The organism is Massiliimicrobium timonense, from assembly GCF_042850985.1.
Taxonomy (GTDB): domain Bacteria; phylum Bacillota_I; class Bacilli_A; order Erysipelotrichales; family Coprobacillaceae; genus Allocoprobacillus.
On sequence record NZ_AP031415.1, the window covers coordinates 2306132 to 2331979 of the forward strand.

Below are 25848 nucleotides of genomic sequence, written 5' to 3' on the forward strand. Positions count from 1 at the left end.
ACTAATTCCCTGCCTTTCTTGGATCAGCAATATAACCTGCAATGGCACTTGCCACTGCCACTTCCGGTGAAGCCAAATAAATTAAAGCTTCTGTATCACCCATTCTTCCAACGAAATTACGATTTGTTGTGGAAACACATTTTTCACCTTTAGCCATGACGCCCATATGTCCACCCATACATGGACCACAGCTTGGTGTATTGAATGCACATCCCGCTTCAACAAAAATTTCTGCTAAACCTTCTCTAATACATTCCACAAAAATCTTTTGTGTGGCTGGAATCACCATGACTCTTACAGTATCTGCCACCTTTTTCCCTTTTAAAATTTGTGCAGCTTTACGCAAGTCACTTAAACGTCCATTCGTACATGAACCAATCACAACTTGATCAATATATATTTTTTCACTTTCATTGATTTCTTCCATTGTATGTGCATTACCCGGTAAATGAGGGAAAGCCACTGTTGGTGTAATCTTTGATAAGTCAATTTCAATGACTTCATCATACTCGGCATATTCATCAGCCTGATATTCTTTATAGACTTTCTTAGAATGTTTTTGCATATATTCACGTGTTATTTCATCAACTGGGAAGATTCCGTTTTTAGCCCCTGCTTCAATAGCCATATTACAAATTGTAAAACGATCATCCATTGTCAGTGAAGCTACACCATCCCCAGTAAATTCCATAGATTTGTATAAAGCACCATCAACACCAATACGTCCAATAATATGTAAGATAACATCTTTACCACTGACATAAGGCTGTAATTCACCTTTTAATACAAACTTGATGGCACTTGGTACTTTAAACCAAAGTTCACCTGTTGCCATACCTGTTGCTATATCTGTTGTTCCTACTCCTGTTGAAAAAGCACCTAAAGCCCCATAAGTACATGTATGAGAATCAGCACCGATAATACATTCACCTGCCACAACAATTCCCTGTTCTGGTAAAATGGCATGTTCAACACCACATTTTCCTTGTTCCATATAGTGTGTTAAACATTGTTCTCTAGAAAATTCTCTGATAGCCTTAGAATTTTCTGCCGATTTCATATCTTTATTTGGTGTAAAATGATCAGGTACCAAAACAACCTTATCTTTATCAAAGACATGGTCTGCCATTTGTTTAAAAATAGGCAAAGCCATTGGTCCTGTAATATCATTTGCCATGACCACATCTAATTTTGCTTCAATCAATTGACCAGCACTCACTTCTTTTAACCCCGCATGATCAGCCAATATTTTCTGTGTCATTGTCATTGACATCTCTTATTCCCCCTTTTCCTTTGTATGTCCTCACTAAAGAGTCAATAGACTCTTTACTGAACACACACAAAGTGTGTGTGATTTTAGTTATTAATTAATTTATCTTCATCAGACCAGCTATATAAACTTCTAATTTCTTTACCTACTTTTTCACTTTGATGTTCTTTTGCTAATTTACGCATTGCTTTAAAGTGAGCCTGTCCTCCAGCTGCTGACATATCTAATAAGAAATCTTTCGCAAATGTACCATCTTGAATATCTTTTAAGATGTTTTTCATAGCCTTTCTTGTTTCATCAGTAATAATCTTTGGTCCAGTGATATAATCACCATATTCAGCAGTATTTGAAATAGAATATCTCATTCCTTCAAATCCAGATTGATAAATCAAATCTACAATTAATTTCATTTCATGAACACATTCAAAATATGCATTCTTTGGATCATATCCTGCTTCTACTAAAGTATCGAAACCTGCCTGCATTAAGGCACAGACACCACCACATAAAACAGCTTGTTCACCAAATAAATCTGTTTCTGTTTCTGTTCTAAATGTTGTTTCCAAAATACCTGCTCTTGCTCCACCGATAGCTAAACCATAAGCTAAAGCGATATCCAAAGCACGACCTGTCGCATCTTGTTCTACAGCTACCAAACATGGTGTTCCTTTACCAGCCTGATATTCACTACGCACTGTATGTCCCGGTGCTTTTGGTGCAATCATTGTGACATCCACATTTTTTGGTGGTACGATTTGTCCAAAATGGATATTAAATCCATGTGCAAACATCAACATGTTTCCTTCTTCCAAGTTTGGTTCAATAGATTCTTTATATAATTTTGCCTGTAATTCATCATTAATTAAAATCATGATAATATCTGCTTTTTTAGCAGCTTCAGCTGAAGTATAAACTTCAAATCCCTGAGCTTCAGCCTTAGCCCATGACTTAGATCCTTCATATAAACCAACAATGACATGAACTCCAGACTCTTTTAAGTTCAATGCATGTGCATGACCTTGTGACCCATAACCAATAATAGCGACTGTCTTTCCATCTAATAAAGCTAAATTACAATCTGATTCATAATAAATTTTTGACATTTTTTTACCCCCTGTTTTCTTTTTTATTTATTTCAAAATCATTAAGACCTCTTGCAATACCAGCAACCCCAGTACGAACAATCTCAACAATATTGAACCCATCTAACATAGCCAATAAGCCATTAATCTTACTATGTGTTCCTGTCACTTCAATGACCATTGAATCAGGTGACACATCCACAATTTTTGCTCTAAAAATATCTACAATTGAAACAATATCTGCACGTGTGTCTTGATTTGCTTCTACTTTAATCATCACCAGTTCACGATAAACAGATGTTTCAGCCGATAAAGCAAAAATTTCTAAGACATCTTCCAATTTTCTGAGTTGTTTTTCAATCTGTTCCAAAATCTGTTGATTTCCATGAGCAACAACTGTCATTCTTGAAATCCCTTCTGTATTTGTAGGACCCACTGTTAAACTATCAATGTTGTAACCTCGTCTTGAAAACAAACCACTCACACGCGTCAAAACTCCTGCACTATTATGCACAAGAATCGATAAAATGAGTTCTTCCATAAATTATCCTTCCTTTTTTATATTTTTATAAATACGATTCATCGCTGAAATCATGGCTTTAATCGTCGCTGTTGTAATATTCAAATGAACCCCAACCCCATACTCACAAAGTTCTTCACCTTGAGGTCGAAGTTGAACATAGGCAGCTGCCTTTGAATTAGAACCAGCCGTTAAAGCATGTTCACTATAATCCATTAAATCAGTATAAAGAAAATCATCAGTTGAATTAAAGGCATTCTTTACAGCGTCAATTGGTCCATTTCCATAACCAATCAAAGTCTTAACTTCACCATGATCTTCAATAGTCACTTCAGCACGTCTTTCATATTCATCACTTTCATCACTAATATCAATTAATCGCTGTTTAATAAATTTATATGGATATTCTAAATCAATATATTCTTTCTTAAACGTATCATAGATACGTTCTGGTGAAACTTCCCCTTCAATTTCACTAATATTTTGAATAGCTTTCGCAAAATCACCTTGTAATGCTTTTGGGAGATGATAACCAAAGACAGTATCCATCACATAAGCAACGCCACCTTTACCTGATTGTGAGTTAATACGCACAATTGGTTCATATTGACGATTCAAATCAGCTGGATCAATTGGTAAATAAGGTACTTCCCAGATACCTTCACCACGTTGATGATAAGCATACATACCTTTATTAATCGCATCTTGATGACTACCAGAAAAAGCTGTAAAAACAAGTTCCCCAGCATAAGGTTGTCTTGGTGGTACATCCATCTTTGTACATTTTTCGTAAACATCTTTAATTTGATTCATTTGACCTAATTCCAATTTTGGATCAATGCCATGTGTAAACATATTTAAAGCCAATGTCACAATATCTACGTTTCCTGTTCTTTCCCCATTACCAAACAATGTTCCTTCAACACGATCAGCCCCAGCTAACAATGCCAGCTCTGTTGCAGCAACACCACAACCTCTATCATTATGTGGATGAACACTCACAATAACTCTGTTTCTATCTTTAAAGTGACGACACATCCATTCAATCTGATCAGCATAAACATTTGGTGTATCCATTTCTACAGTAGAAGGCAGATTAATAATAACCTTTCTTTCTGGTGAAGCTTCCCATGTATCCAAAACAGCTTCGCACACTTCCATTGCATAATCTACTTCTGTTCCTGTAAAACTTTCAGGTGAATACTCTAAAATCACTTCTCCATCAAAATCTTTTGATAACTCTTTAACCAATTGTGTTCCATCTACAGCAATCTTTTTGATTTCTTCTTTACTCTTATGGAATACAACATCTCTTTGTAAAATAGATGTTGAATTATAAATATGCACAATCGCTTTTTTTAATCCCTTTAATGATTCAAAAGTTCTTTTAATCAAATGTTCTCTTGCCTGTGTTAAAACTTGAACTGTCACATCATCAGGAATCAAATTCTTTTCTATTAATAATCTTAAAAAATCATACTCAATCTGTGATGATGATGGAAAACCAACTTCAATTTCTTTAAAACCTAACTGAACAAGCAATTGAAACATCTCAACCTTTTCGTCAATATCCATTGGTGTAATTAAAGCCTGATTACCATCACGTAAATCAACTGAACACCAGATTGGTGCTTTTTCAATTTCATGATCTGGCCAAGTACGGTCTTTCAATTTTACTGTTTCAAACTTCTTATACTTTTTGTAGTTCATCCTATTCCTCTCCTTTCCTATAATAAAAAAACTCGTTCTCATTATGAAAAAATCATAATAGAGGACGAGAGTACATGACTTCGTGGTTCCACCTCATATTCATTATTGCCTCACAACAATAACCTTATCAAGTACGCTTATTCATAAGTTCATACTCTAGCGTGATAACGGTCGCATTCCGTAGCAGCTTACTTTTCTTTCAGTGCTCCACTCAAGGACGAGTTCAATAATAACATCACAGTTCTTTCCACCATCCAGAACTTCTCTATGCTTCCCTTATTATTTACTATTTCCTATCTCTGTATTTATTATAGAGTTGTTGGATATATCATATACCTTTTTATAAATATAGTCAACCATATTTTATATTTTTAAGCATTTCTTTTTTTGGTTTTATGAAATATTATATTCTATTTTTCGCCTTTTTCAAAAAATAAAACACAACAAAAAAATATCTTTTACCCCATCATAAGCAATCAATTCCTATATAAAAGATAAAAAACTATATATCAAAATGAACCGCCCCTGTCAAGTAGACAGGTGAAATAATTAAAAATGTTTTTGATGAAGTTGCCGAGGAGACAACTTCATTTTTCTTTATGCAGCTAATGTTGTATTACTTGTATAATGTTCTTGTTTATATTTTATGATTCTTTTATTTTCTAATATTGGATATTGATTTGGTCTTTGTAATGATAGTGCTTCTCTTCTCACTTCATATGGTGTCTTTACTCCAAATCTTCTTTGATATCTTTCATACATGTAATAATGAATCCAATCATCAATAGCCTTAATAAGTTCGTCCTTTGTGTTGTAATGTTTTCCATAATAATACATCTCACATTTCATGATTCCCCAAAAGCCTTCCATTGGTCCATTATCTATGCAGCAGTGAACTCTTGACATGCTTTGTGTCATTCCCTGCTCTTTAAGCATATTTACAAAGGCTGGACTTGTGTATTGATATCCTCCATCCGAATGACATAAAGGATGTGCATCTTTATTAGCTTGAATTGCTTTATCAAATGTATTAAAAACAAGAATATTATTATTGTGATTACCAACTTCATAACTGACGACTGTTCTATCATAGAGATCAAGAAATGCACTCAAATAAAGCTTATATTCATTATGTGGGCCATATTTGAATTCTGTGACATCAGTTACCCATTTTTCATTTGGTCTTGATGCATTGAAATCTCTATTAAGATTATTCTTAGCTGTGTTGTTATTTTTTCTAACTGTACAACTTCTTCGTTTAGGTCGAATGATGCTTTGAATACCTAATGTCCTCATGATCTTATAGATACGTTTGTCACTATAATGTCTATGATGATCTCTATTTATTCTATCAGCCATCATTCTATAACCTAATAATCCGTTATATTTTTTATGATATTCTTTGATCAGCTCAGCTATCTCTTCATTTTCCTTGTCTACAATACTCTTTTCATGATGAAGCCATTTATAATAGTTTGCACGTTTGACATCAAGTATTCTACACATAAGTGATATATTTGGTGTGTTTCCTTTATCTACTTCTTCTTCGCTAATTTCTTTGATTGCTTCATATTCTTCTTCATATTTGCTTTCTCTGTATATCGCCTTCTTTCTATCTCGTCCAATTTTTTTAACATTCTTACCTCCAATAGTGCCATTTCAAGTTCATATTCCTTTTGTTTGAGCTGTCGTTTTAATAAAGTCATTTCATCAACTTCTTCATCAGCTTTATGATGTCCACGTCTATCACCTAAACCATCTTCGCCTTTTTCCTTATACTTCTTGACCCAATTAAAGACATTAGCGTAAGTTGTTTCAAATACCTTAGCTGTTGTCTTATAGTCCAAATCATGTTCAAGACAATACTTTACAATTTCAATACGTTCTTCTTTATTTACTTTTCTGCTTTTCGCCATATAGATATCTTCTCCTCCAGGAATGTAATCCTTCAATTCCATATGACTATTATAATCTTTTATCCACTTTATGATAGTGCTATTAGAAGAAATATTATATTTTATTGCCAGATCATCTAATGAACCTTCGCCGTTTAAATAAGCATCTACAACCATCTGTTTAAATGTTTTAGTATATGCATTATTTGATTTTAAATCATCAAAAGCTGATTCACCAAAAGCATTGTATTTTTTAACCCATCTATAAACAACCATATTATTTGTGCCGATTTCATCAGCTAATGAATAAGTAGATCCTTCACCATTCAAATAACGTTTACATATTTCTATTTTTAGTTCTTTAGAATATTTGCTTTTTCTTCTCAATATAAAAACCTCCCGTATCAGTGTTTAATTATTTACACTGTGTACTAGGAGGTTATCATATCAAAATAGATATATAGCTTTATTTGAAGCCTTATCATAGCACCCAATTTTATCATTTTTCATAATTCTAGTCATCAAATATATCTGTGCCACAGTGTGAACACTTCTTACCAGAAAATATGCTACTCATATCCAGTAAACTACCACAAAAATGACATCTCCATATAAAAGGATATAAGACATAAATAGCTACCGTTCCAATAAAACCAATGAAACATAATACATAATAGAATATATCCAGATTAATATTAACGGGAACTACTGTGGTAGCTGATACCACAAGAATCGCCAAAAAGTCATATACTAGCATATAAATGACAAATTTTTTATATCTTCGTTTCATTAACTCAATTTACCATAGTCGTATTATATGGACATGTCAAGACAACATTTTTTACTGTTTTTCCTGATACTCCAGTAATATTTACTGATTTAATTCTCTGTGATATATATGTTGAACCTTTATATCCTGCATAAGCCTTAGATGTACTGTCATAATATGCTGGAGTAAACGTGCTAGTATAAGTAGCAGTTCTATGAGCTGTTTTTGCACCATTAGCTCCATATTTAAGTGTAGGAACAACAACTGTCACCGTGCATGATGCTTTTGTATAAGAAGCCGAATGAACCCATAATCCACTTGGTGATTTAAAATAGACAAAAGAGCATGTTTCAGCAGTATTCCAAGTATATGAACTACTTATACTTGTAACAGTTGTTGTACATGATATATCAGATGCAACTGATTTAATAAAATCATATGCTGAAATAGCTTTTCCAGCTTTACTTTCACCAGCTACTGTTTTTCCAATTGTTTTTAAAACACTAAACGTTTTTGCTTGAGCTGAGGTATTAGATTTCAAAGCAGTAACAGCAGTTTTGTATAAATTACTACTTGTCGTGGGAGTTGCAAGCACTCTCATTACATCATATGTTTTTCCTCCAGTAGTATATTTACTATATACTGTTTTCATTGTTGCACCTTTAACTTTAGCAATACCTCCAACTTGATCTTCACCAATGATTTTTGCCAATTCAGATCCCGTAACAGTTTGGACACCTAAACTATTCAATTGATTTTCATATTCTTTTACAGAACTGAAATTTTCCTCAACAAATGCTTCATTTTGCAAATCAATAATTGCATTGATGTCATCAATTGGTGTGTTTGTTTCATCTCCATTACTATCTAATACAATTTCTTTTTCATCATTAGAAAAAGCTGAAACATTCTGCATTTCTATCACCGAGAATAGAAAAGCAGACGCTAATAATGATACTGATATTTTTTTCAAGTTTATATTCATTTTCTACTATATTGAAGATTTTTAATCTACAATTTTCCCTTCTTATTCAAATATTTATATATAGTGCACTACAACATTATTTAATCATAAATCAAGAAAAATATAAATACCATTCATTTAAACTTAATATTCACTTCAATAAATTTTAACAATCCTTTATAAAAAATATATGTTGAAAATGAAAAATCAGTTATTTAACAATTCATCTATCTTTTCACAAATATAAACAAATTGAATTTATATTTTTACTTTTAATAAATACCTATCAACTCATCTCGTGTTTTTTATGAGAACAAGCCTGTTTCTAGAACAAAGGCTGAATCTCCTTCATTTTATGCGACCTATCCTAGCATCTTGCATTATTTCTTGTTGAATGGATCATTTCATTAATTGTTCTGCCTCTTTATCTTCTTTCAATGAATTTTTGAAATATTCTTGTATGCTTTTCTTATCCTTTTACTGTACAACAATCACCAATACTACTTTTATATTGTTTTATACACTTTTTGATTATCTTACTTTTTAGCTTTAGGAATCACATCTCATTTTTAAATCTCGTTACTACGCGATAGTTTGTGGATTTTAATTGAATACAAAAAGAATAACCCCAAAGGTTATTCTATCGATCAAAAGCTAAATCAATAAGACGATCAATTAAATCACTATAAGGGATGCCTAAATCAGCTATTAACTGAGGATACATCGAAATCTTTGTGAATCCGGGCATCGTATTAATTTCATTAAGATAAATCTGATTTGTTTTCTTATCCAAGAAAAAATCCACACGAGAAAGCCCATGTCCATCAACAGCTTTGAAAACTTTTAATGCATATTCTCGAATTTTTTCTTGAATGTTAGCATCAACTAATGCAGGAATACATGTTTTGCTTTCTTCATCTTCATACTTTGATTCAAAAGTATAAAACTCTCCATGAGGCATAATTTGACCAACACGAGAAACAATAGGATCATCATTACCTAATACTGCTGTTTCCAATTCAATACAATCAATACATTCTTCAACAACAATATGGCTATCATACTGTCCTGCCTGATGTAAGATATCTAAGAATTGTTCTTTTTGGTCCACACGATAACATCCTACACTGGAACCAGAACGACTTGCTTTCACAAAACAAGGAAATCCTAATTTATCTTCAACCCAATTTAAAATATCTTTATGTTCTTGAAATTGATGATCCACAACGACATATTGTCCATCATATCTTTTTTTAATATATAAAGATTTCACTTGTGGAATACCCACTGTTTCCAAAATTTTCTTTGTATAAATTTTATCCATCGCTACACTAGAAGCGAAAGTTCTACATCCCACATAAGGAACATTAACGAGTTCAAATAATCCTTGAATTGTTCCATCTTCACCATATTGACCATGAAGCACAGGGAAAATCACATCCTGCTTCTTTAATAAGTTATATATATCTGTTATTTCTTGGGCGTTATCTAACCATGAATCTAAAGACAAATCTTCTTGTGTATCATCTAGTAAATACCATTGTCCATCACGATCAATACCTACTAATGTTAATACATAGCGTTCTTTATGAAGATTTTTTAAAACTGAGGTACAAGACATTCTAGAAATGGAATGTTCCGTAGATTGTCCCCCACAAATAATCATTAATTTTTTCATTTTTTATATATCTCCTTTAAATATTCCACAATTTCATGAAGATGCATTCCATGAGATCCTTTCACTAAAATCACATCATTTTTTTGAATCATCTGTTCAAGCTTTTGCTTTAATTGTTGATTATTTTCAAAATGATAGGCTTCCATGCCTTTTTCCTTTGCCTTTAACATAATATGCCTACTTGCCTGACCTACCGTCAATAAGACATCAATATGTTTTTGTGCAACATAATCTCCTACTTCTTCATGAAATACCTGTTCATATTCTCCTAATTCCAGCATATCTGCCAGAACAGCTATTTTTCTTTCAGGATATTGAGCCAATACATCAAGACTTGATTTCATAGAATCAAGATTGGCATTATACGTTCCATCAATGACTTTCATTCCTTGATTGAGTTCAATAATATCCATACGGTTCTTTGTCAATTCAAAACGATCAATACCTGCGATACACTTTTCAATAGGAATATCTAAAGATAATCCCACAGCGATAGCTATAAGAGCATTCACAACAAAATGTTCCCCTGAAACAGGCACATGCACATGATAAGTTTTACCTTGATAATCTAAATCAAAATAAGATTCCTCCAGCAATAATTGAAGATGATGAGCTTTAAGCTGACAATCATCATTGTATCCCACACGAACAACATCACAAGAATCACATGCTACAGTATGCAATAAATCATTGTTATCATTAATAATCAAAGTCCCATCATTTGATAACCCATCAACAATTTCCATCTTTGCTTTTAAAATATTTTCACGTGAACCTAACTCTCCAATATGAGCTGTTCCCACATTGGTAATACAAGCAATATCAGGTTTGGCAATATGCGTTAAATGACGAATCTCACCTAAGTGATTCATTCCCATTTCTAGTACCATCACGTCTTCATTTTGATATCTTAAAATCGTCAATGGTAATCCAATATGATTGTTATAGTTTCCTAAAGTTTTTAATGTTTTATATTGTGTAGATACAACTGCATAGATCATATCTTTTGTACTTGTTTTTCCTACACTTCCTGTAATTCCTACAACTTTCACATCTCGATGTTCTCTTAAATAAGCTGCCATATCTGTTAAAGCCTGTAAAGTATCTTTAACCAGAATCACATTATGTGTATCGTCCTCAATAGGATGAGCTGTCATCACAGCACTCGCCCCTGCTTCAAAAGCCTGTTTAATAAACTGATGTCCATCATTTTTTTCACCAACAAGTGGTATATACATATCTCCTTGATGAATCTGTCTTGTATCTTGTGTAAATCCTCTCACATCATCATTCATATTTCCACATAATAATGTTCCACCTGTTGCTTCAACAATCTCTTTTATCAACATAATTTTACCTCATTTTTAATATATGCACTATTATAGCACCTGTTTACAAGGAATGCTATGATTTGAGTATCTTTAAATAAAAAAATAGCTACACTTGTAACTATTTTTTTAAATACTCTGATTCTAAAATATCTTTATGATGAGATTGATAATAAGGCATGGACATTTTTGTTTCATCAGATAAATATTCATTATAATCAATCATCCCATTAAAAATACGATAAAACTGATAAACATACATAATGCCTCCACAGCTTATAATACGTTGTCGAAAAGACTGTATAATCTTTTCATAAGAAAGTGATGTATCAACATACAAGAAGATTTTAGGTCCAACTCTTTTGACAACTTCAATCGTCTTAATGGCTTCAATAGGTTCATGAGATAGCCATTCTAAAATACGCTGATATCTTGCTGAAACAAGAACGACAATCATTAAATATAATCTCCTTGTCCATCAAAAAATAATCTTTGTTGCTGTGTTCCATCAAAATCCATCACAACAGCATAGCTATCCTGTGTATATAAGGACACACTCGTTTCAACAATCAGCTTATCTCCAACAATATATCCTATTTCTACCAGCCCATTATAAATTGTTTTTTCTTCTTGCGTTTTCAAGTCATATCTTTCCACACTACCATCCATTGACTGATAGAATAGATATTGATCATTCATATTAATAAAAGATGCAACAAGTTCTTTAATCACTGATACTTTTTGACTCTCGATATCAAAAGCACAGATACCTTCAGTCGATAGATAATAAAGTTTTCCTTGTGAATAAATGACATTATCAAATGTTCCACTTAACAGCTTTTCATCATTCTTTCCATCTTTACGTATACGATATATACCATCTTTAGATAAATAATAAATCATATCATCTACAACATTAATACAATAGGTTGGTCGATCATTTAGTTTTGTTTCTTTTTTGCTTTCTAAATTATAAACATAAAGAGATTCCTGATCTTCATCTAACTGATAATATAATTGCTGATTATCCAAATAAGGATAATAAACAGCTTTAGAAAGAATAGTTTTTTGATTTTGACCATCTGTTGACATTTCACAAAAATGATTATTTGTATCTGTATAATAAATGGTATCATTATGCACAATCAGATTCTCACATTTTTTAGACAACAATGTTTTTTGTTGATTCAAATTTTGATCCATTAATATAAGATTTCCCTGTAAATCACATAAATAAAGATTTTTTCCATCAAAATATGCCTGACCATTTTGATTTTGATTACCTGTCAAACTGGATTGATCTGTTTGACCTGAAATTGTCATTTCTTGACGTGGTAATGTTGTTTTTGATGTTTCTGGTGTTAAAGAAGGTCCATGTTCAATATATTCATAAGACAATACTGATAAAATTACAAGGACAATGACACTTACCAAAACAACAACTTTATTCACCTTTTGATTGACTGGTATATCTTTAAATGTCTTTTGATGTTCATGATGATTATCATTTCCATCATGAAATAAAGGTTCATAATAACCTCCAATATCATCTTGAGATGCTTTATGAAGCATTTTTCCACATGTTGGACAATAAAGATCATCATCTTGAATCAGATGATGACAATAAGGACAGTGCTTCATTGGATATCCACAATGTGGACAATAGTTCATATCTTCATTGACTTCATTTTGACATCTTGGACAAAACATATCTTCATCTCCCTCATCCTATTGATGTGGATTTTCCTGTTCATCAACAACTTTATAATCCACATCAATAACATCCTCATTTTGTTTGGAATCTTCCTCATAAATTGATTCATAATAACTGCGATCATCTTCTTCATATGTCTGATGACGACGATGTGAAGAAAACAATTTTCTAATCAACCAGATGACAACAATCACACCAATAACAGCCATGAGTATTGGTAAAAATAATCTTAATGCTAACATCAATAATACCAAAACACATAACAAATAGATAAAATTATATCCCATAACATTTCTCCTTTTGCGATATAGTCTATATGATAAATATAAACTATAAATGAACTGTTTCTTCATCTTCGTGCCAGACAAATAAATAATAAACTGGCACTTTTAATCCTAAGGCAAACTTTTCAACAACCTTCAACGACACATTACGACGTCCTCTTTCGACATCGGATACATAGTTTTTAGATAATTGACAACGAAACCCTAATTCTTCCTGCGAAACATTTTGCATCAAACGTAATTCTTTAATTCTTCTGCCAAATCGTACATTAATATTTTCCATAACTATCCGTTCTCCATTTGACGTATTTTTTGTGCTTCTTCTTTGATCTTTTTAAAACGATGATGCAAACCAGATTTACTAATGGTCTGTCCGGTTTTTTGAACATAGGCGTCTGCCAGTTCGTTTAATGTTAATTCTGGATTATCTAAACGCAGCAATGCCACTGTACGTGTTTTATCATCTAAAATTTCTATTCCTACCTTATCAATAATATAGGCAATATCTTCAATCTGCGAAGTTGACGCACTCATTGCTTTCACTTCATTAGCTATATCACAATTATTCCATCGATTCACTGTATTAGCCATCGAACGATCAATACGTGTCATTTCAAAATTCATAACCGATTGAGAAGCCCCAATTGCTCTTAAAAAATCACCAATCTTTTCAGCAGATTTTAAATACACAACATATTTATTACGTCTTTTAATCATTTTTGCATTCAAATCATAATGATTCATTAATTCCATAATAAATGAAGCATATTCAGGTTCATTGACACTCATTTCTAGATGATAATTTGATGTATCAGGATTATTAACACTTCCACAAGATAAGAAAACCCCTGCCAGATAGGCTCTTTTTTTCGTATCTGTTTCTAAAAAACGAATATCTGGAAAACTTTGAATCCCAATTCCTTCCATAAGATGTAGATCTTCTAATATCTCTCTGGCTTTGGATACTTTGAGTATATAGATATTATTTTTCTTTAATTTCATCTTTCTGGAAACTCTAAATTCAATATGGGGCTGATATAAATCTTTTAAGAACTTATGTAATTTAGAAGCAATTTTCGCATTCTCTGTTCTTAAAGTTAATGATAATCCCGACTGATTTAAAGACAATGTGCCAATGATTTTAATCATCGCACATAAAATAGCTTTTTCACATTCTTGATCAAAATCATTGAAAACAATCTCCTCTTTGACGATTCTTGAAAAAGAAATCATCTTAAAACCTCCTTAATGATCAGCATCACGATGCCATTTATAAACTTGATAATATTGAGAATAATGTTCAGCAAAATAATTTGTAAGCGTCACTGAGCGATGTTGTCCCCCAGTACATCCAATCCCAATAATCATCTGCATTTTACCTTCTTCTTCATATTTTTCAAGTAAATAATCATAGTATTCAATCGTTCTACGAACAAATTCCTGTGTTTCACTTTGTGACATCACATAATCATAAACTTCTTTATCATTACCTGTTAATTTTCTTAAACTTTCAATATAGAAAGGATTTGGCAAAAAACGAACATCTAACAATAAATCTGCATCTCTTGGAATACCATGTTTATAACCAAAGGAAATAAAAGAAACTCTAAAAACATCTCGATTTCCTTTATGAAAATAACTTTCCAGTTTATCTTGTAATTTTGTTGATTTCAATAATGTTGTATCAATCACAATATTTGCTAATTGACTAATAGGATCAGCCATTTCTCTTTCAAATTCAATCGCTTCAACTAACGAAGAAGCCACATTACTAATCATTAATGGGTGAGAACGTCTTGTTTGTTTATAACGTGAAAGCAAGACTTTATCATCACAATCCAGAAAAATAACCGTTAAATCCACCCAATCCATATTAGACAAAATACGCACAGCTAAAATTGCATCACCTAAAGATACTGCCATAGCCACTTTAGAATATTTCGTTGAAGTACGCATCAAATCTCCAAACTCCTTTAATAAAGGAATCGGATAATTATCAATACAACGATATTCCATATTCTCAAAAATAGCCATCGCCTGTGTCTTTCCAGCACCTGACATTCCTGTAACCACAACAACTTCAATTTTATTCATACTCACTCACCCTCTCCTTTTATAATATATCAAAAATCACATTATAAGTGTACTCTTTTCATAAAAAAAGAGAAAAGAAATCTCCTTTCCCTTTGACAATTATTTTAATAATGAAGCAATGTATTGTCCGGCAACAGCTCCATCATTTGCAGCAGTAACAACTTGACGCAATGATTTGTCAGTCACATCGCCACCCGCAAAAATACCAGCAACTTTTGTTTCTTGATTTTCATCAACTTCAATATAACCTTTTTCATTGACAATACCTAAATCCTTCACAAATTCTGTAATAGGATCCAAACCAATAAATGGGAAAATACCTTGTGCTTCAATCGTAGACAATTCTCCTGTATGTGAATCTTCAACAACCAATCCAGCGACCTTTTGATTGTCCACAACAATCTCATGAGGTTTCTTTAAATAATGCATTTCAATATTTTCTTTTGTTTGTAATTTATTAACCAAGTATTGATCAGCACGTAAAACATCACGACGAACAATAATATGAACACGACTGACAATATCACTGAGATAAATGGCTTCTTCAATAGCACTATTACCTCCACCCACAACACATACATCCTTATTCTTAAAGAATGGTCCATCACAGACAGCACAATATGAAACACCTCTCCCACTCATTTCTTCTTCATGAGGGATTCCCATATGGCGTTCTTTCGTTCCTGTCGCAATGAAAACATAACGTGCTTCATATGTTTTTTCTCCGACATAAACAACTTGATGATCTTCATAGTGTTCAATCTGTGTCACTTCACCATATTCATACTTTGCACCAAAAGAAAGACATTGTTCATACATTGCATAAGCTAGTTGTGGTCCTTTTGTAATTAAACCCGGATAGTTTTCTATTTCAGCTGTTAAATTCATCTTTCCACCGGGTGCCCCACCATCTAAAACAAGCACACTCGCTCCAGCACGAGATGCATATAAAGCCGCTGTTAAACCGGCTGGTCCAGCTCCTACAACAATTAAATCAATCATTCTTCACTCACCCTTTCTACAAATGTTATAATGTCCTGCATATCATCAATCATCAAATCAGGCTCTAACTTTTCTAATATTTCATATCCCTTCGGTGTCCACTTGACACCTGCAGTATAAATTCCTGCATTCTTTCCTGCCATAATATCTGTGATATTATCGCCAATATATAATCCTCGATTACACGCTAAAGTCTGCATAACTTTCACGATACCTTCTGGATGAGGTTTAACATGTTGGACATCATTCATTCCTAAAACCATATCAAAATAATTAGTCAAATCAAATAAATCTAAACCAATATAAGCAGCTTGACGATATTTCGTTGTCACAACAGCTAAAGGATACCCTTTTTGTTTTAAAGTTTTCAAGGTTTCTCTAATATGTGGATAAATCGTCACATAGTCTTGATGGTGCTTATGATTATATTCACGATAATATTCAATCAACTCATCAATCATATCATCAGGAAAATATCTTGAAAAAGTTTCTTTTAATGTTGGTCCTAAAAATGATAAATGTTCTTCATCACTAATCTGATAATCAGGTTTATAACGCTTAAAAACATGTTCAAAAGATTTTTGAATCAATAAATCTGTATTTAACAACGTCCCATCCAAATCAAAAATAACCGCAAAATCTTTTTTCATACTTTCTCCTTTGTTTGCATTATAACACAATTCTTCTCATCACCCTACTGTTATGCTTGTAAAATATCTTTGATTTGTTGTACGAGTGTTTCCATCTGTGTTTGTGTTCCAATCGTAATTCTTAAATATTGATCAATTCTTGGTTGTGGAAAATAACGAACCAATATCCCCCTTTCTCTTAACTGCTGAAAAAGCTTTTGAGCATCATAATGAGGATGTTTCACAAAAATAAAATTAGCTTTTGAATCAGTCATTTCAAATCCTAAGTCTTTCAATGCTTTTTGTGTATACATTCTTGTTTGCATAATCTTTTGTGCATTTTCTTGAATATAGCCACTATCTTCCATACTAGCTAACCCAATCACTTGTGCTAAACGATCAATAGGATAAGAATTAAATGAATTTTTCACATCATATAATCTTGCGATGACTTCTTGACTTCCTAAAGCAACACCCAATCGAATTCCTGCTAATGAACGATATTTAGAAAATGTTTGTGTGATTAATAAATTCGGATATTTTTGAATCAATGGAACAGCAGTTTGTCCCCCAAAATCAATATAAGCTTCATCAATAACCACAATGCTCTCTAAATTATGTTTTAAAATATCTTCAATCATCTCTAATGATACACACATACCTGTTGGAGCATTAGGATTTGGAAAAATAATACCAGAATTTGGTTGATAATAATCACTGCAGACAATCTCAAAGTGATTATTTAATGGTATCTGATGATAAGGAATCTGATATAACTTGCAGTATACTGGATAAAAAGAATAGCTAATGTCAGGGAATAACACGGGTTCTTTTCCATTAAAGCACGTTAAAAAGATGAGTGCTAAAACTTCATCAGAACCATTACCAATAAAAACTTGATTTTCATTTAAATGATGATATTGAGCCAAAGCCTTTCTTAATTCATCAGCATCCGGTCTAGGATATAAAGATAATTGTGATGAATCAAACTGTTTGATAGCATCTTTTACTTTTTCACCTGGATCATAGGGATTTTCATTTGTATTTAATTTAATGAGATTTTGAATACGTGGTTGCTCTCCTGCAATATAGGGATCAACTTTTCTTAATTTATCTTGCCAACTCATATTTTTTCCTCCTCTAACATTTTTTGAATGACTTCATAAACATAATGAACATGTCGTGGTATCACTGTTTTGATATCATCATGAGCATAATGAAATGTATAACTATTCTCTACTTTTTCTAACATTGATAAATCATTATAGGAATCACCTATCGCATAGATATGCTGGTGATCTATTTTTAAATGCTGACATAACCATATCACTGCATTTCCTTTAGAACAACCTTTTGCGACAATATCTACACAATGTAAATTATAATAAATGCTTAACTGTTGATGCCAATGATTTTGAATATATTCAAAACATTGTTGACTGATATCCATCTGATGATTTCTTTGACAAAAAGAAATAATTTCAAAACACGATGAATCTTGATAAAATATATCATCAATATGTTGAAACTGTTTTATCATCCGTTCTATATAATAACCATTTTCATATCCATAACTGCTATTTCCATCACTATAAAAATAATCCAGCTCTTTAAAATTGGATATATAGTCCAAAACAGCTTTGCCAACATCTCCATCAATCATCTTTTCATAGATTATCTGATGATTCCTATCTAAAATGAGTGCTCCATTATTTAATATAAGATAATCATAAGGAAAAGTAACAGTGTCTAAAACCCACTGCATTTCAAAACGATTTCTCCCTGTACATAAAGCTATTTTATGTCCCTGTCTTTGTAATTCATGCATATAATCTACATTAGATTGACTGATATTTTGATCTTCTTTGATTAATGTTCCATCAATATCACTTATTAACATTTTCATCATACATCACCTATTGTTTCCTATTATATCCAATATCTTTATCTTTGCAAAGAAAAAAGAGGCTGAGCCCTCTTTATTCATCAATATATTCTTGAGGCGTATGTACATAAGTTAATTTTGACTGAAAACTTTTTTGTTGTGGATACACAACAAAAGAAGATTGTCCATCATAATTACCCATACCATAATGTCCTAGTGTTTCTTTTTTCTTTTCAAATTCATCTTGACGTTTTTGAAAATCATTCATTAATTGTGTTGTTGTATCCTGTGAACCAGAAAACTTTTGAAAAAGTTGTTGTTGTGAATCTGATAAGAATAAAGATTCAAATGTTGTTATATCGTTTTTTATCATTGTGATTTTTTCATCATTGTAACTATGAGCTCGATCAAAAGAACGTTCTATTTGAAGTGTTGTATGCTCATCCACTGCAACCTGATAAGTCAAATCATAATAAATGTTATAATTATTAGTAATCTGAATGACATAAGATTTTGTCCATGAACCTTCTTGTTTTTGAGCTAATGAATCTTCATATTGTTGAATCTTTTCTACAATACCATCAACATTCGTAAACTGATTTTGAAAATCAGCCAATGTATCATAACTGGCAATCAAAGCCGTTGCTTCTCCCTCTATAGCTGGTAAAGCTATTTTCTCATTTTGTTGAATTGTTTCATAACCTGTCATTCCACTTAAAATACGACTATACAACAAAGGTATTGTAATAAACGAAAAGAAAATAATCACATACAACAAATAAGTCATAGCTTTATTATTGGATTTACGATGGTGATAATGATTTCTTAAATCCAAACCACAATGAGAACAAAAATTCTCATCATCCTTTAAGTCATGTCCACATCTCGGGCATTTCTTCATACCTTATTCCTCCTCAAAATATGTATTCATAAATATCTCAAATTCATCTAAAAACGCCTGTTTTTCCTCTAATTGTTTTTGACGATCTTTGATATCAAAATAATCTTCATCCAAATATTGATAACTTTCCACAATCTTTCCATTCGTTATTTTTTGAATGGTTGGTGTCCAGTCAAAATCAAGCCTCTCATAAAGATTTTCATAAAAATCCTTTTCTTCCTGCGAAGCATCTTTATCACGGGCACGATCACGATATTCTTTAATATTTAAATAATACAAACCTGTTCCATCATGTTGTTTAACATATTCTTCCAAAACAGGATAAAACTCCTGACAATCACCACAATCCGGTCTACCAATATATAACAAAAAAGTGACATCATCATTAAGTAATTCATTTAATTCTTCATAAGGAATAGTCTGGATTCCTTCAACACTTATTTTTTCCGTCTTCACTGTTTGACAACCCATCAACAAAAAACACGTTATAAACAAGCAAATCCACTTTTTCAATTTCATCACCACTTTTGTTTAATATAACACAAAAAATATTCATGTCAAATCATTTCTTTTTCAATCTAACATGAATATTTAAACTTTGTATTAACTTTTCATGATTTATTCTTTTTAAATAGAGATATTAACTTCTTCAATTTGTGACAAACCATAATCAGTAATAGATTTTCTTTGTAAAGCTGGAATAATATCACTTTCGTTTTCTACATACGTATATAAATCATTATATAAATAAGAATGTGTCATATAGACTTCATCTGGATTATAACTTGAATCAAATTCCGTATAATAACAAGCATATCTCTTTTTTTCAACATCTTGATTTTTTGTATAATCATAACTTTGATATGTTTCATTAAATACAAAAATCAAATAGTTTCTTTGATAATCTAATTGTTCTTCTTGTGATTTGACATAATAGGCTTTATAAAATGTTTCCTGTGTATCTTCATTGAATGCTGATACATCTTTTGATTCTTCAATCGCTTTATTGTAGGCTTGTTGATACAGTTTCTGATCAATTTCTGAAACACTTTGATATTTCACAGTCAAACCACTGACATCAAATTGTTTTGTTTCTTCTTTTAAAACGACTTTCAACTGTTTTGCTGTTTCCTTGGAATAAACAGCTTTTACAGTGACTTGATCACCATTAGAAAGTGTTCCATTTTTTTCAACTTCAAATGAAATATCTCCTACAAATTGTGCCAAATCTTCATTAGTCATATCATAATCAATACCTGCATTTTCAACATGTGCCTCTCCTTTAGTATTATAACCATCAAAAGATACTGTCACATTCATAAACGCATCAATAACTGTCTTATTAAAGAAAGTATCCCAAATTTTATATCCACCAAAAGCAATCACAATCGCTCCAATCACACCAATGACTATTTTACCATTTTTCGTTTTAAAAAATGCAACTGCTTTTTCTTTGGTGATGGGTGGTTCCTTATGTTCTTGTGAATCGTCTTGAACAGATGATATATCCTGTATTGATTCTTCAACTATTTGAGATTGCGTCATCTGATTTTTTCCTGCTGGTAAATAAGCATCTAAAAGTGTGACATGAATCATATCATCAAGTCTTAACATCACAAAAACATGTATTACAACCAAAACAAGAACAAATAAAGCAATAATGTTAAACAAACTATCATTTGCTGATAATGTCTGACCATTTCCAAAACCCAAAAGCTGTAATCCAAAATAAACAGCAAGTAATGTATGGGCAATCGCATCAAAAAGAATACCCTTTGCTTTTTCTATCTTTACATAATAAAGATAGAGAAACACAGTCATAACAATCACACCTAAAACACCTAACAAATAAAAGAGCAAGACTCTTAGAATACTTGATAAAGATGTGAGTGCAGTTAAAAAATTTCCTACAATTGACAACATTCTCCATAAACTGATGGATAGAATTGCATCAAAAATAATAACCAATAAACATAATGGTTTAAAAGTATATGTTTTTTTCATTGTGATTCGCCTCCTTCATCCTGCTTTGCCTCTTCAACAACTGTTTGAATCTGTTTTTGTAAAGAAGGCATATAAGGTTGTAAAAAAGAAATATGAATCACATGATACATTTGTAAAAGGATGATAATATTGATCACTGTACCAATCAAAGATGCCAGCAAAACTAATAAAAGACTGCTATGCATTGAACCTATAATATCATTATAAGAAAAATCAGATCCAAATAAATAAGAACCAATATTGGATAATGCTGAACCAATTGTATCAAAGAAATGAACAAACAATATAAATTCAATGATTCCAACAATACCTGTTACTATAATTGATAACTTTCTTTCTTCAAAAATAAAGTAAACAATAAGTATAAGCGAAACAACGGCAACAGCAAGACATCCAAACCCAAAGAGTTTTGCACCATTGGATAAAGAACTTATTGAGAATTCTGATAACGTTGAAAAATAATCCCCCTCTCCATTCATTAATTGATTAAGTGATGAATACACTATATATGTTCCAATCAAAGCGATTATGCTCACTATTGCAGAAGCAATAGCAAATGGAGCATATTTTAATTTTGGTTTCATAATAAACCCCTCCCTTTTACTTATTATATCATATTTTGACATAGATAGACTTATTTTCATGTTGTCTACAAAAAAAAGGCCAGACGTTTTGATTCGTCTTAGCCTTCATTTCTATTATTTTAATAAGCTTTCTCCAGTCATTTCTTTAGGAATTGGTAATCCTAATAACTGTAAGATTGTTGGAGCCAAATCTCCTAACTTTCCACCTTCTTTTAATTCTAAGTGTGTATTTGTAAGAATTAAAGGTACTGGATTTGTTGTATGTGCTGTAAATGGATTTCCTTCTTCATCTAATAATCTTTCACTATTACCATGATCAGCAGTAATTAACATTGTTCCACCAAGTTCAAGCACTTTTTCATAAACTTCTCCAACACATTCATCAACTACACTGACTGCTTTAATAGCTGCTGGAATAATTCCAGTATGTCCAACCATATCACAGTTAGCAAAGTTGACAATCACAACATCATAGATATCTTTATCTAATTCAGCAATTAATGCATCTTTGACTTCATATGCACTCATTTCTGGTTGTAAATCATAAGTGGCAACTTTTGGTGAATTAATTAAAACACGAGTTGCTCCTTCAATTTCTTTATCAACACCACCATCCATAAAGAATGTCACGTGAGCATATTTTTCAGTTTCAGCAATTCTTAATTGTTTTAATCCTTGTGCTGATAAATAATCACCTAAAGTATTAGATAAATCTAATGAATGGAATGCAATATCTCCATTAACAGTATCAGCATATCTCATCATACATACAAAGTGAATATTTTGTGGTTTATCAGCTGGTTTAAAGTTATCATAAACATCAGCAGTGAACACATTAGACATTTGAATAGCTCTATCTGGTCTAAAGTTTGCAAAGATAATCGCATCATTATCTGCAATAGCACCATTTGTATCTGGATTATATCCAGGAATCACGAATTCATCATAAACTTCTTTCGCATATGAATCTTTGACATATTGAACTGGATTACTATAAGTTTCACCAGATTTTCCAATTAATGCGTTATATGCTAATTCAATACGATCCATTCTTTTATCTCTGTCCATAGCATAATATCTTCCAGAGATAGAAGCAATTTGACCTACACCGATTTCATTCATCTTATCTTGTAATTCTTGTACGAAATCAGCACCACTATCTGGAGCTACATCTCTACCATCTAAGAATGCATGAACATAAACTTTTTCTAATCCTTGATCTTTTGCAAGTTTTAATAAAGCATAGATATGTTCATTTGAAGAATGAACACCACCATTTGATAATAATCCCCAAATATGTAATTTTGAATCATTATCTTTAGCGTGTTGAATTGCTTTTAAGAAAGCTTCATTTGTAAAGAATGTTCCATCTTCTACAGCTTTATTAATAAGTGTTAATGATTGATAAACAATTCTTCCAGCCCCAATATTTAAATGTCCAACTTCACTATTCCCCATTTGTCCTTCAGGTAATCCAACCGCATTTCCACAAGCTTTTAAAGTTGTTGTTGGATACATAGCCATTAAATCATCTAAATTAGGTGTATTTGCTAATTTTACCGCATTTCCATCGACACGATCAGTTAATCCATACCCATCTAAAATACATAAAACTACAGGTCTTTTTTTCATATTCTCTATACCTCCATACGCGTTCATTATACAAAATTTGACTTAAAAAATAAAGTTATATATACATTTTATTTTCTTTTTCTAGGTGTAGAAATCATATAGATACCTATAAAACTAATAACAAGAGGCCAATAAGCCTTGATACTTGTTTCCAGCTGTTGAATAAACTCATTTTGTTGTTCATGATTAATCGTTAAAATCACACCTAACATCATCATAATGATACCTATATTCTTTCTTAAATTCATTGTCATCACCAATGATATTTTAACATCCCTTATTTACGAACTTTGTCACTATCAAGCACTGAATGACAAAAGCGAAGCAACCCTCTTAAATCTACTGGTTCTCTCCCTTTTTGTGAATAAACAATAACTTCTAAACGATTGTATTCAAAACGATTAGAATGAATAATACTATTAATATCACGTCGTAATTCTGATGGTATAACAACCATCAAGTTTTCAGACATCTTTCTAAGTAAAATACAAAGTGTAGCCAGTGACAATTCTAAATCCAAAATAGCTTTGGTACGATCATGTGTTAAAATATAAGAATCAAAAACACCTTTTTTATTATCAATCTGATTAAATCTATTTAAAATCATCTCTACTCCAACCACATTATCTTCCAAAGCTTCCATATAACATAAACGTTTTAATTCTCTTTTATTTCCCATAATATATCACCTATTTTTATTATACAGAATTCATAAAAGAAAGCATAGAAAAAAGGCTATAAAAGCCTTTAATTCTCACGATATAAACGATATAAACCATGCCCATAATAAATCATCGCAATAATCATTAAAATAAGCGTTGAATAAATCAAAATTGATGAAATCATGGTTCCAGGAATATAAAAAGCAACCAGAATAATAGACACAATAAAGAATACAGCTGTTGCAACCTTACCAGGCATTTGAGCCTGAGAAAGATGTTTATCTTTTTTACGATAAATATAATATCCTACAAACAACAGCATACCATCTTTCAATACAATAATCGCAACCAGCCATGCATAGGCTGGATAAGTATACATCAATGTACATGCCACTACAAACTGTGTCAATTTATCAGCCACAGGGTCAATCAGTTTACCGAGTTCTGTAATCATATGACATTTTCTGGCAATGAATCCATCAAAAAAATCACTTAAACTTGATAGTACCAAGATAATTGCCGCTACAAAATGCCCCTCATCCGATTGTAAATCAAAATATGCCCATAAAAATACGGGTACGAGTAATATACGAAAATAACATAATATATTTGGAATACTAAAAATTTCTTTCTTTGTAAACATCATATGTCCCTGCCTTTATATATTCCCTATTATAAGGAAAATAGATAATGAAGTCAAACGTATGTTGTTATTGAATATAATCAAGAACACATTCAACAATCTCTTTTGGACTTAAAGAAGAAATATCAATCTTATATGTCAAAAGATCATGATAATGTCCCATACGTTCTAAACTTCTTTCAATAACACTCTCATCTCTTATTTTTAAATCAATATCTTTTTGAAGATGTTGTCTTAATGTGTCTTCATCACAAAGAAGTGAAATAGAATAAACCTGACACTGAGAAGTATCCAGTCTTTGACAAATCTCATCAATAATACTTTGATCATGTAATACCCAACAAAAAATAATATTTTCAATAACTGAACAATGAATAAAAGACTGTAACTGATAAACAATATTATCCATCACCATCTTTTTTGTTTCATCATTAACAATGAATGGATGCATATCCCAGCACCAGTCCCCATCTAACATCACACTATGATTCAATTCTTTTTTCAATAAGTGACTCACTGTTGTTTTGCCAACACCCATTGTTCCACCTATCATTATTAATTTTTTCATCATAACCTCCAAAAAAGGCCTTAGGATATC

Annotated in this window: 28 protein-coding genes and 1 other annotated feature; all 28 genes read right to left on the reverse strand. The window is 31.8% G+C overall.

The genetic code is table 11. From position 1 onward, the window contains the following. Position 1 precedes the first annotated feature (1 nt). Positions 2-1273 (reverse strand): 3-isopropylmalate dehydratase large subunit, encoded by a 1272-nt coding sequence (leuC, locus tag ACGHJ8_RS12075; protein ID WP_390540568.1) that lies wholly within the window; start codon positions 1271-1273, stop codon positions 2-4. An 83-nt stretch (positions 1274-1356) separates the two neighbouring features. Beyond that, a complete protein-coding gene (gene ilvC, locus ACGHJ8_RS12080; RefSeq protein ID WP_390540570.1) occupies positions 1357-2373 on the reverse strand; it encodes a ketol-acid reductoisomerase in 1017 nt (338 codons plus the stop codon). 4 nt (positions 2374-2377) lie between these two features. Continuing rightward, positions 2378-2893, reverse strand: a complete 516-nt coding sequence (ilvN, locus tag ACGHJ8_RS12085; protein ID WP_087357657.1) for an acetolactate synthase small subunit — start codon at positions 2891-2893, stop codon at positions 2378-2380. A gap of 3 nt (positions 2894-2896) precedes the next feature. Beyond that, positions 2897-4582 carry a 2-isopropylmalate synthase gene (gene leuA / locus ACGHJ8_RS12090; protein ID WP_087357658.1) on the reverse strand — a complete coding sequence of 562 codons (1686 nt, stop codon included), beginning with the start codon at positions 4580-4582 and terminating at the stop codon, positions 2897-2899. Between the two features lie 57 nt (positions 4583-4639). Then, positions 4640-4891, reverse strand: a binding site (T-box leader). 288 nt (positions 4892-5179) lie between these two features. Beyond that, positions 5180-6232, reverse strand: coding sequence for an IS3 family transposase (locus ACGHJ8_RS12095; RefSeq protein WP_349291058.1), 1053 nt, complete (start codon positions 6230-6232; stop codon positions 5180-5182). After that, a complete protein-coding gene (locus ACGHJ8_RS12100) occupies positions 6118-6864 on the reverse strand; it encodes a helix-turn-helix domain-containing protein (protein ID WP_390540555.1) in 747 nt (248 codons plus the stop codon). The genes ACGHJ8_RS12095 and ACGHJ8_RS12100 overlap by 115 nt, the downstream gene beginning before the upstream one ends. A gap of 407 nt (positions 6865-7271) precedes the next feature. Beyond that, entirely contained in the window at positions 7272-8162 is an 891-nt protein-coding gene (locus ACGHJ8_RS12105; RefSeq protein WP_390540573.1) for a hypothetical protein, read from the reverse strand. A 688-nt stretch (positions 8163-8850) separates the two neighbouring features. Beyond that, positions 8851-9888, reverse strand: a complete 1038-nt coding sequence (locus ACGHJ8_RS12110; RefSeq protein ID WP_087358364.1) for a D-alanine--D-alanine ligase family protein — start codon at positions 9886-9888, stop codon at positions 8851-8853. Beyond that, positions 9885-11237, reverse strand: a complete 1353-nt coding sequence (gene murF, locus ACGHJ8_RS12115) for a UDP-N-acetylmuramoyl-tripeptide--D-alanyl-D-alanine ligase (protein ID WP_390540575.1) — start codon at positions 11235-11237, stop codon at positions 9885-9887. The genes ACGHJ8_RS12110 and murF overlap by 4 nt, the downstream gene beginning before the upstream one ends. Before the next feature lie 100 nt (positions 11238-11337). Beyond that, the gene (locus ACGHJ8_RS12120; RefSeq protein WP_205090661.1) at positions 11338-11673 is read right to left on the reverse strand and encodes a hypothetical protein; all 336 of its coding nucleotides are present in this window, start codon (positions 11671-11673) and stop codon (positions 11338-11340) included. Then, positions 11673-12926 (reverse strand): DUF5050 domain-containing protein, encoded by a 1254-nt coding sequence (locus ACGHJ8_RS12125; RefSeq protein ID WP_390540578.1) that lies wholly within the window; start codon positions 12924-12926, stop codon positions 11673-11675. Before ACGHJ8_RS12125 ends, ACGHJ8_RS12120 begins: the two co-directional genes overlap by 1 nt. Positions 12927-12944: 18 nt before the next feature. After that, positions 12945-13217: a DUF4834 domain-containing protein gene (locus tag ACGHJ8_RS12130; RefSeq protein ID WP_390540580.1), complete on the reverse strand. Its 273-nt coding sequence runs from the start codon at positions 13215-13217 to the stop codon at positions 12945-12947. A gap of 43 nt (positions 13218-13260) precedes the next feature. Further along, on the reverse strand, positions 13261-13497 hold the full coding sequence (locus tag ACGHJ8_RS12135) for a helix-turn-helix domain-containing protein (protein ID WP_087358353.1): 237 nt from the start codon (positions 13495-13497) through the stop codon (positions 13261-13263). A gap of 2 nt (positions 13498-13499) precedes the next feature. Further along, positions 13500-14447, reverse strand: coding sequence for a DNA-binding protein WhiA (gene whiA / locus ACGHJ8_RS12140; protein WP_087358352.1), 948 nt, complete (start codon positions 14445-14447; stop codon positions 13500-13502). 12 nt (positions 14448-14459) lie between these two features. Further along, a complete protein-coding gene (rapZ, locus tag ACGHJ8_RS12145) occupies positions 14460-15308 on the reverse strand; it encodes an RNase adapter RapZ (RefSeq protein WP_390540583.1) in 849 nt (282 codons plus the stop codon). 99 nt (positions 15309-15407) lie between these two features. Further along, entirely contained in the window at positions 15408-16310 is a 903-nt protein-coding gene (trxB, locus tag ACGHJ8_RS12150; protein ID WP_390540584.1) for a thioredoxin-disulfide reductase, read from the reverse strand. Beyond that, a complete protein-coding gene (ppaX, locus tag ACGHJ8_RS12155; protein ID WP_211963085.1) occupies positions 16307-16960 on the reverse strand; it encodes a pyrophosphatase PpaX in 654 nt (217 codons plus the stop codon). The genes trxB and ppaX overlap by 4 nt, the downstream gene beginning before the upstream one ends. A gap of 50 nt (positions 16961-17010) precedes the next feature. Then, entirely contained in the window at positions 17011-18066 is a 1056-nt protein-coding gene (gene hisC / locus ACGHJ8_RS12160; RefSeq protein ID WP_211963083.1) for a histidinol-phosphate transaminase, read from the reverse strand. Continuing rightward, on the reverse strand, positions 18063-18845 hold the full coding sequence (locus ACGHJ8_RS12165; protein ID WP_211963081.1) for a Cof-type HAD-IIB family hydrolase: 783 nt from the start codon (positions 18843-18845) through the stop codon (positions 18063-18065). Before ACGHJ8_RS12165 ends, hisC begins: the two co-directional genes overlap by 4 nt. Before the next feature lie 73 nt (positions 18846-18918). After that, positions 18919-19725, reverse strand: coding sequence for a zinc ribbon domain-containing protein (locus ACGHJ8_RS12170; protein WP_211963079.1), 807 nt, complete (start codon positions 19723-19725; stop codon positions 18919-18921). A gap of 3 nt (positions 19726-19728) precedes the next feature. Continuing rightward, positions 19729-20196, reverse strand: coding sequence for a thioredoxin (locus ACGHJ8_RS12175; protein ID WP_390540588.1), 468 nt, complete (start codon positions 20194-20196; stop codon positions 19729-19731). A gap of 156 nt (positions 20197-20352) precedes the next feature. Beyond that, positions 20353-21729: a hypothetical protein gene (locus ACGHJ8_RS12180; protein WP_390540590.1), complete on the reverse strand. Its 1377-nt coding sequence runs from the start codon at positions 21727-21729 to the stop codon at positions 20353-20355. After that, the gene (locus ACGHJ8_RS12185; protein ID WP_390540592.1) at positions 21726-22313 is read right to left on the reverse strand and encodes a hypothetical protein; all 588 of its coding nucleotides are present in this window, start codon (positions 22311-22313) and stop codon (positions 21726-21728) included. The genes ACGHJ8_RS12180 and ACGHJ8_RS12185 overlap by 4 nt, the downstream gene beginning before the upstream one ends. Positions 22314-22427: 114 nt before the next feature. Further along, positions 22428-23945 (reverse strand): 2,3-bisphosphoglycerate-independent phosphoglycerate mutase, encoded by a 1518-nt coding sequence (gpmI, locus tag ACGHJ8_RS12190; RefSeq protein WP_390540594.1) that lies wholly within the window; start codon positions 23943-23945, stop codon positions 22428-22430. 68 nt (positions 23946-24013) lie between these two features. Beyond that, positions 24014-24193 (reverse strand): hypothetical protein, encoded by a 180-nt coding sequence (locus ACGHJ8_RS12195; RefSeq protein WP_087298199.1) that lies wholly within the window; start codon positions 24191-24193, stop codon positions 24014-24016. A gap of 29 nt (positions 24194-24222) precedes the next feature. Further along, complete coding sequence (locus tag ACGHJ8_RS12200; RefSeq protein ID WP_087243859.1) at positions 24223-24624, reverse strand: hypothetical protein; 402 nt, start codon at positions 24622-24624, stop codon at positions 24223-24225. Between the two features lie 68 nt (positions 24625-24692). Further along, a complete protein-coding gene (locus ACGHJ8_RS12205; RefSeq protein WP_205090244.1) occupies positions 24693-25250 on the reverse strand; it encodes a CDP-alcohol phosphatidyltransferase family protein in 558 nt (185 codons plus the stop codon). A gap of 67 nt (positions 25251-25317) precedes the next feature. After that, the gene (locus ACGHJ8_RS12210; protein WP_390540597.1) at positions 25318-25818 is read right to left on the reverse strand and encodes an AAA family ATPase; all 501 of its coding nucleotides are present in this window, start codon (positions 25816-25818) and stop codon (positions 25318-25320) included. Positions 25819-25848 lie beyond the last annotated feature (30 nt).

What these genes read in the sequence shown, in the direction of transcription:
- leuC (WP_390540568.1), bottom strand. Translation starts at nt 1,273, where the DNA reads ATGTCAATGACAATGACACAGAAAATATTGGCTGATCATGCGGGGTTA.
- ilvC (WP_390540570.1), bottom strand. Translation starts at nt 2,373, where the DNA reads ATGTCAAAAATTTATTATGAATCAGATTGTAATTTAGCTTTATTAGAT.
- ilvN (WP_087357657.1), bottom strand. Translation starts at nt 2,893, where the DNA reads ATGGAAGAACTCATTTTATCGATTCTTGTGCATAATAGTGCAGGAGTT.
- leuA (WP_087357658.1), bottom strand. Translation starts at nt 4,582, where the DNA reads ATGAACTACAAAAAGTATAAGAAGTTTGAAACAGTAAAATTGAAAGAC.
- ACGHJ8_RS12105 (WP_390540573.1), bottom strand. Translation starts at nt 8,162, where the DNA reads ATGCAGAATGTTTCAGCTTTTTCTAATGATGAAAAAGAAATTGTATTA.
- ACGHJ8_RS12110 (WP_087358364.1), bottom strand. Translation starts at nt 9,888, where the DNA reads ATGAAAAAATTAATGATTATTTGTGGGGGACAATCTACGGAACATTCC.
- murF (WP_390540575.1), bottom strand. Translation starts at nt 11,237, where the DNA reads ATGTTGATAAAAGAGATTGTTGAAGCAACAGGTGGAACATTATTATGT.
- ACGHJ8_RS12120 (WP_205090661.1), bottom strand. Translation starts at nt 11,673, where the DNA reads ATGATTGTCGTTCTTGTTTCAGCAAGATATCAGCGTATTTTAGAATGG.
- ACGHJ8_RS12125 (WP_390540578.1), bottom strand. Translation starts at nt 12,926, where the DNA reads ATGTTTTGTCCAAGATGTCAAAATGAAGTCAATGAAGATATGAACTAT.
- ACGHJ8_RS12130 (WP_390540580.1), bottom strand. Translation starts at nt 13,217, where the DNA reads ATGGGATATAATTTTATCTATTTGTTATGTGTTTTGGTATTATTGATG.
- ACGHJ8_RS12135 (WP_087358353.1), bottom strand. Translation starts at nt 13,497, where the DNA reads ATGGAAAATATTAATGTACGATTTGGCAGAAGAATTAAAGAATTACGT.
- whiA (WP_087358352.1), bottom strand. Translation starts at nt 14,447, where the DNA reads ATGATTTCTTTTTCAAGAATCGTCAAAGAGGAGATTGTTTTCAATGAT.
- rapZ (WP_390540583.1), bottom strand. Translation starts at nt 15,308, where the DNA reads ATGAATAAAATTGAAGTTGTTGTGGTTACAGGAATGTCAGGTGCTGGA.
- trxB (WP_390540584.1), bottom strand. Translation starts at nt 16,310, where the DNA reads ATGATTGATTTAATTGTTGTAGGAGCTGGACCAGCCGGTTTAACAGCG.
- ppaX (WP_211963085.1), bottom strand. Translation starts at nt 16,960, where the DNA reads ATGAAAAAAGATTTTGCGGTTATTTTTGATTTGGATGGGACGTTGTTA.
- hisC (WP_211963083.1), bottom strand. Translation starts at nt 18,066, where the DNA reads ATGAGTTGGCAAGATAAATTAAGAAAAGTTGATCCCTATATTGCAGGA.
- ACGHJ8_RS12165 (WP_211963081.1), bottom strand. Translation starts at nt 18,845, where the DNA reads ATGAAAATGTTAATAAGTGATATTGATGGAACATTAATCAAAGAAGAT.
- ACGHJ8_RS12170 (WP_211963079.1), bottom strand. Translation starts at nt 19,725, where the DNA reads ATGAAGAAATGCCCGAGATGTGGACATGACTTAAAGGATGATGAGAAT.
- ACGHJ8_RS12175 (WP_390540588.1), bottom strand. Translation starts at nt 20,196, where the DNA reads ATGGGTTGTCAAACAGTGAAGACGGAAAAAATAAGTGTTGAAGGAATC.
- ACGHJ8_RS12180 (WP_390540590.1), bottom strand. Translation starts at nt 21,729, where the DNA reads ATGAAAAAAACATATACTTTTAAACCATTATGTTTATTGGTTATTATT.
- ACGHJ8_RS12185 (WP_390540592.1), bottom strand. Translation starts at nt 22,313, where the DNA reads ATGAAACCAAAATTAAAATATGCTCCATTTGCTATTGCTTCTGCAATA.
- gpmI (WP_390540594.1), bottom strand. Translation starts at nt 23,945, where the DNA reads ATGAAAAAAAGACCTGTAGTTTTATGTATTTTAGATGGGTATGGATTA.
- ACGHJ8_RS12195 (WP_087298199.1), bottom strand. Translation starts at nt 24,193, where the DNA reads ATGAATTTAAGAAAGAATATAGGTATCATTATGATGATGTTAGGTGTG.
- ACGHJ8_RS12200 (WP_087243859.1), bottom strand. Translation starts at nt 24,624, where the DNA reads ATGGGAAATAAAAGAGAATTAAAACGTTTATGTTATATGGAAGCTTTG.
- ACGHJ8_RS12205 (WP_205090244.1), bottom strand. Translation starts at nt 25,250, where the DNA reads ATGTTTACAAAGAAAGAAATTTTTAGTATTCCAAATATATTATGTTAT.
- ACGHJ8_RS12210 (WP_390540597.1), bottom strand. Translation starts at nt 25,818, where the DNA reads ATGAAAAAATTAATAATGATAGGTGGAACAATGGGTGTTGGCAAAACA.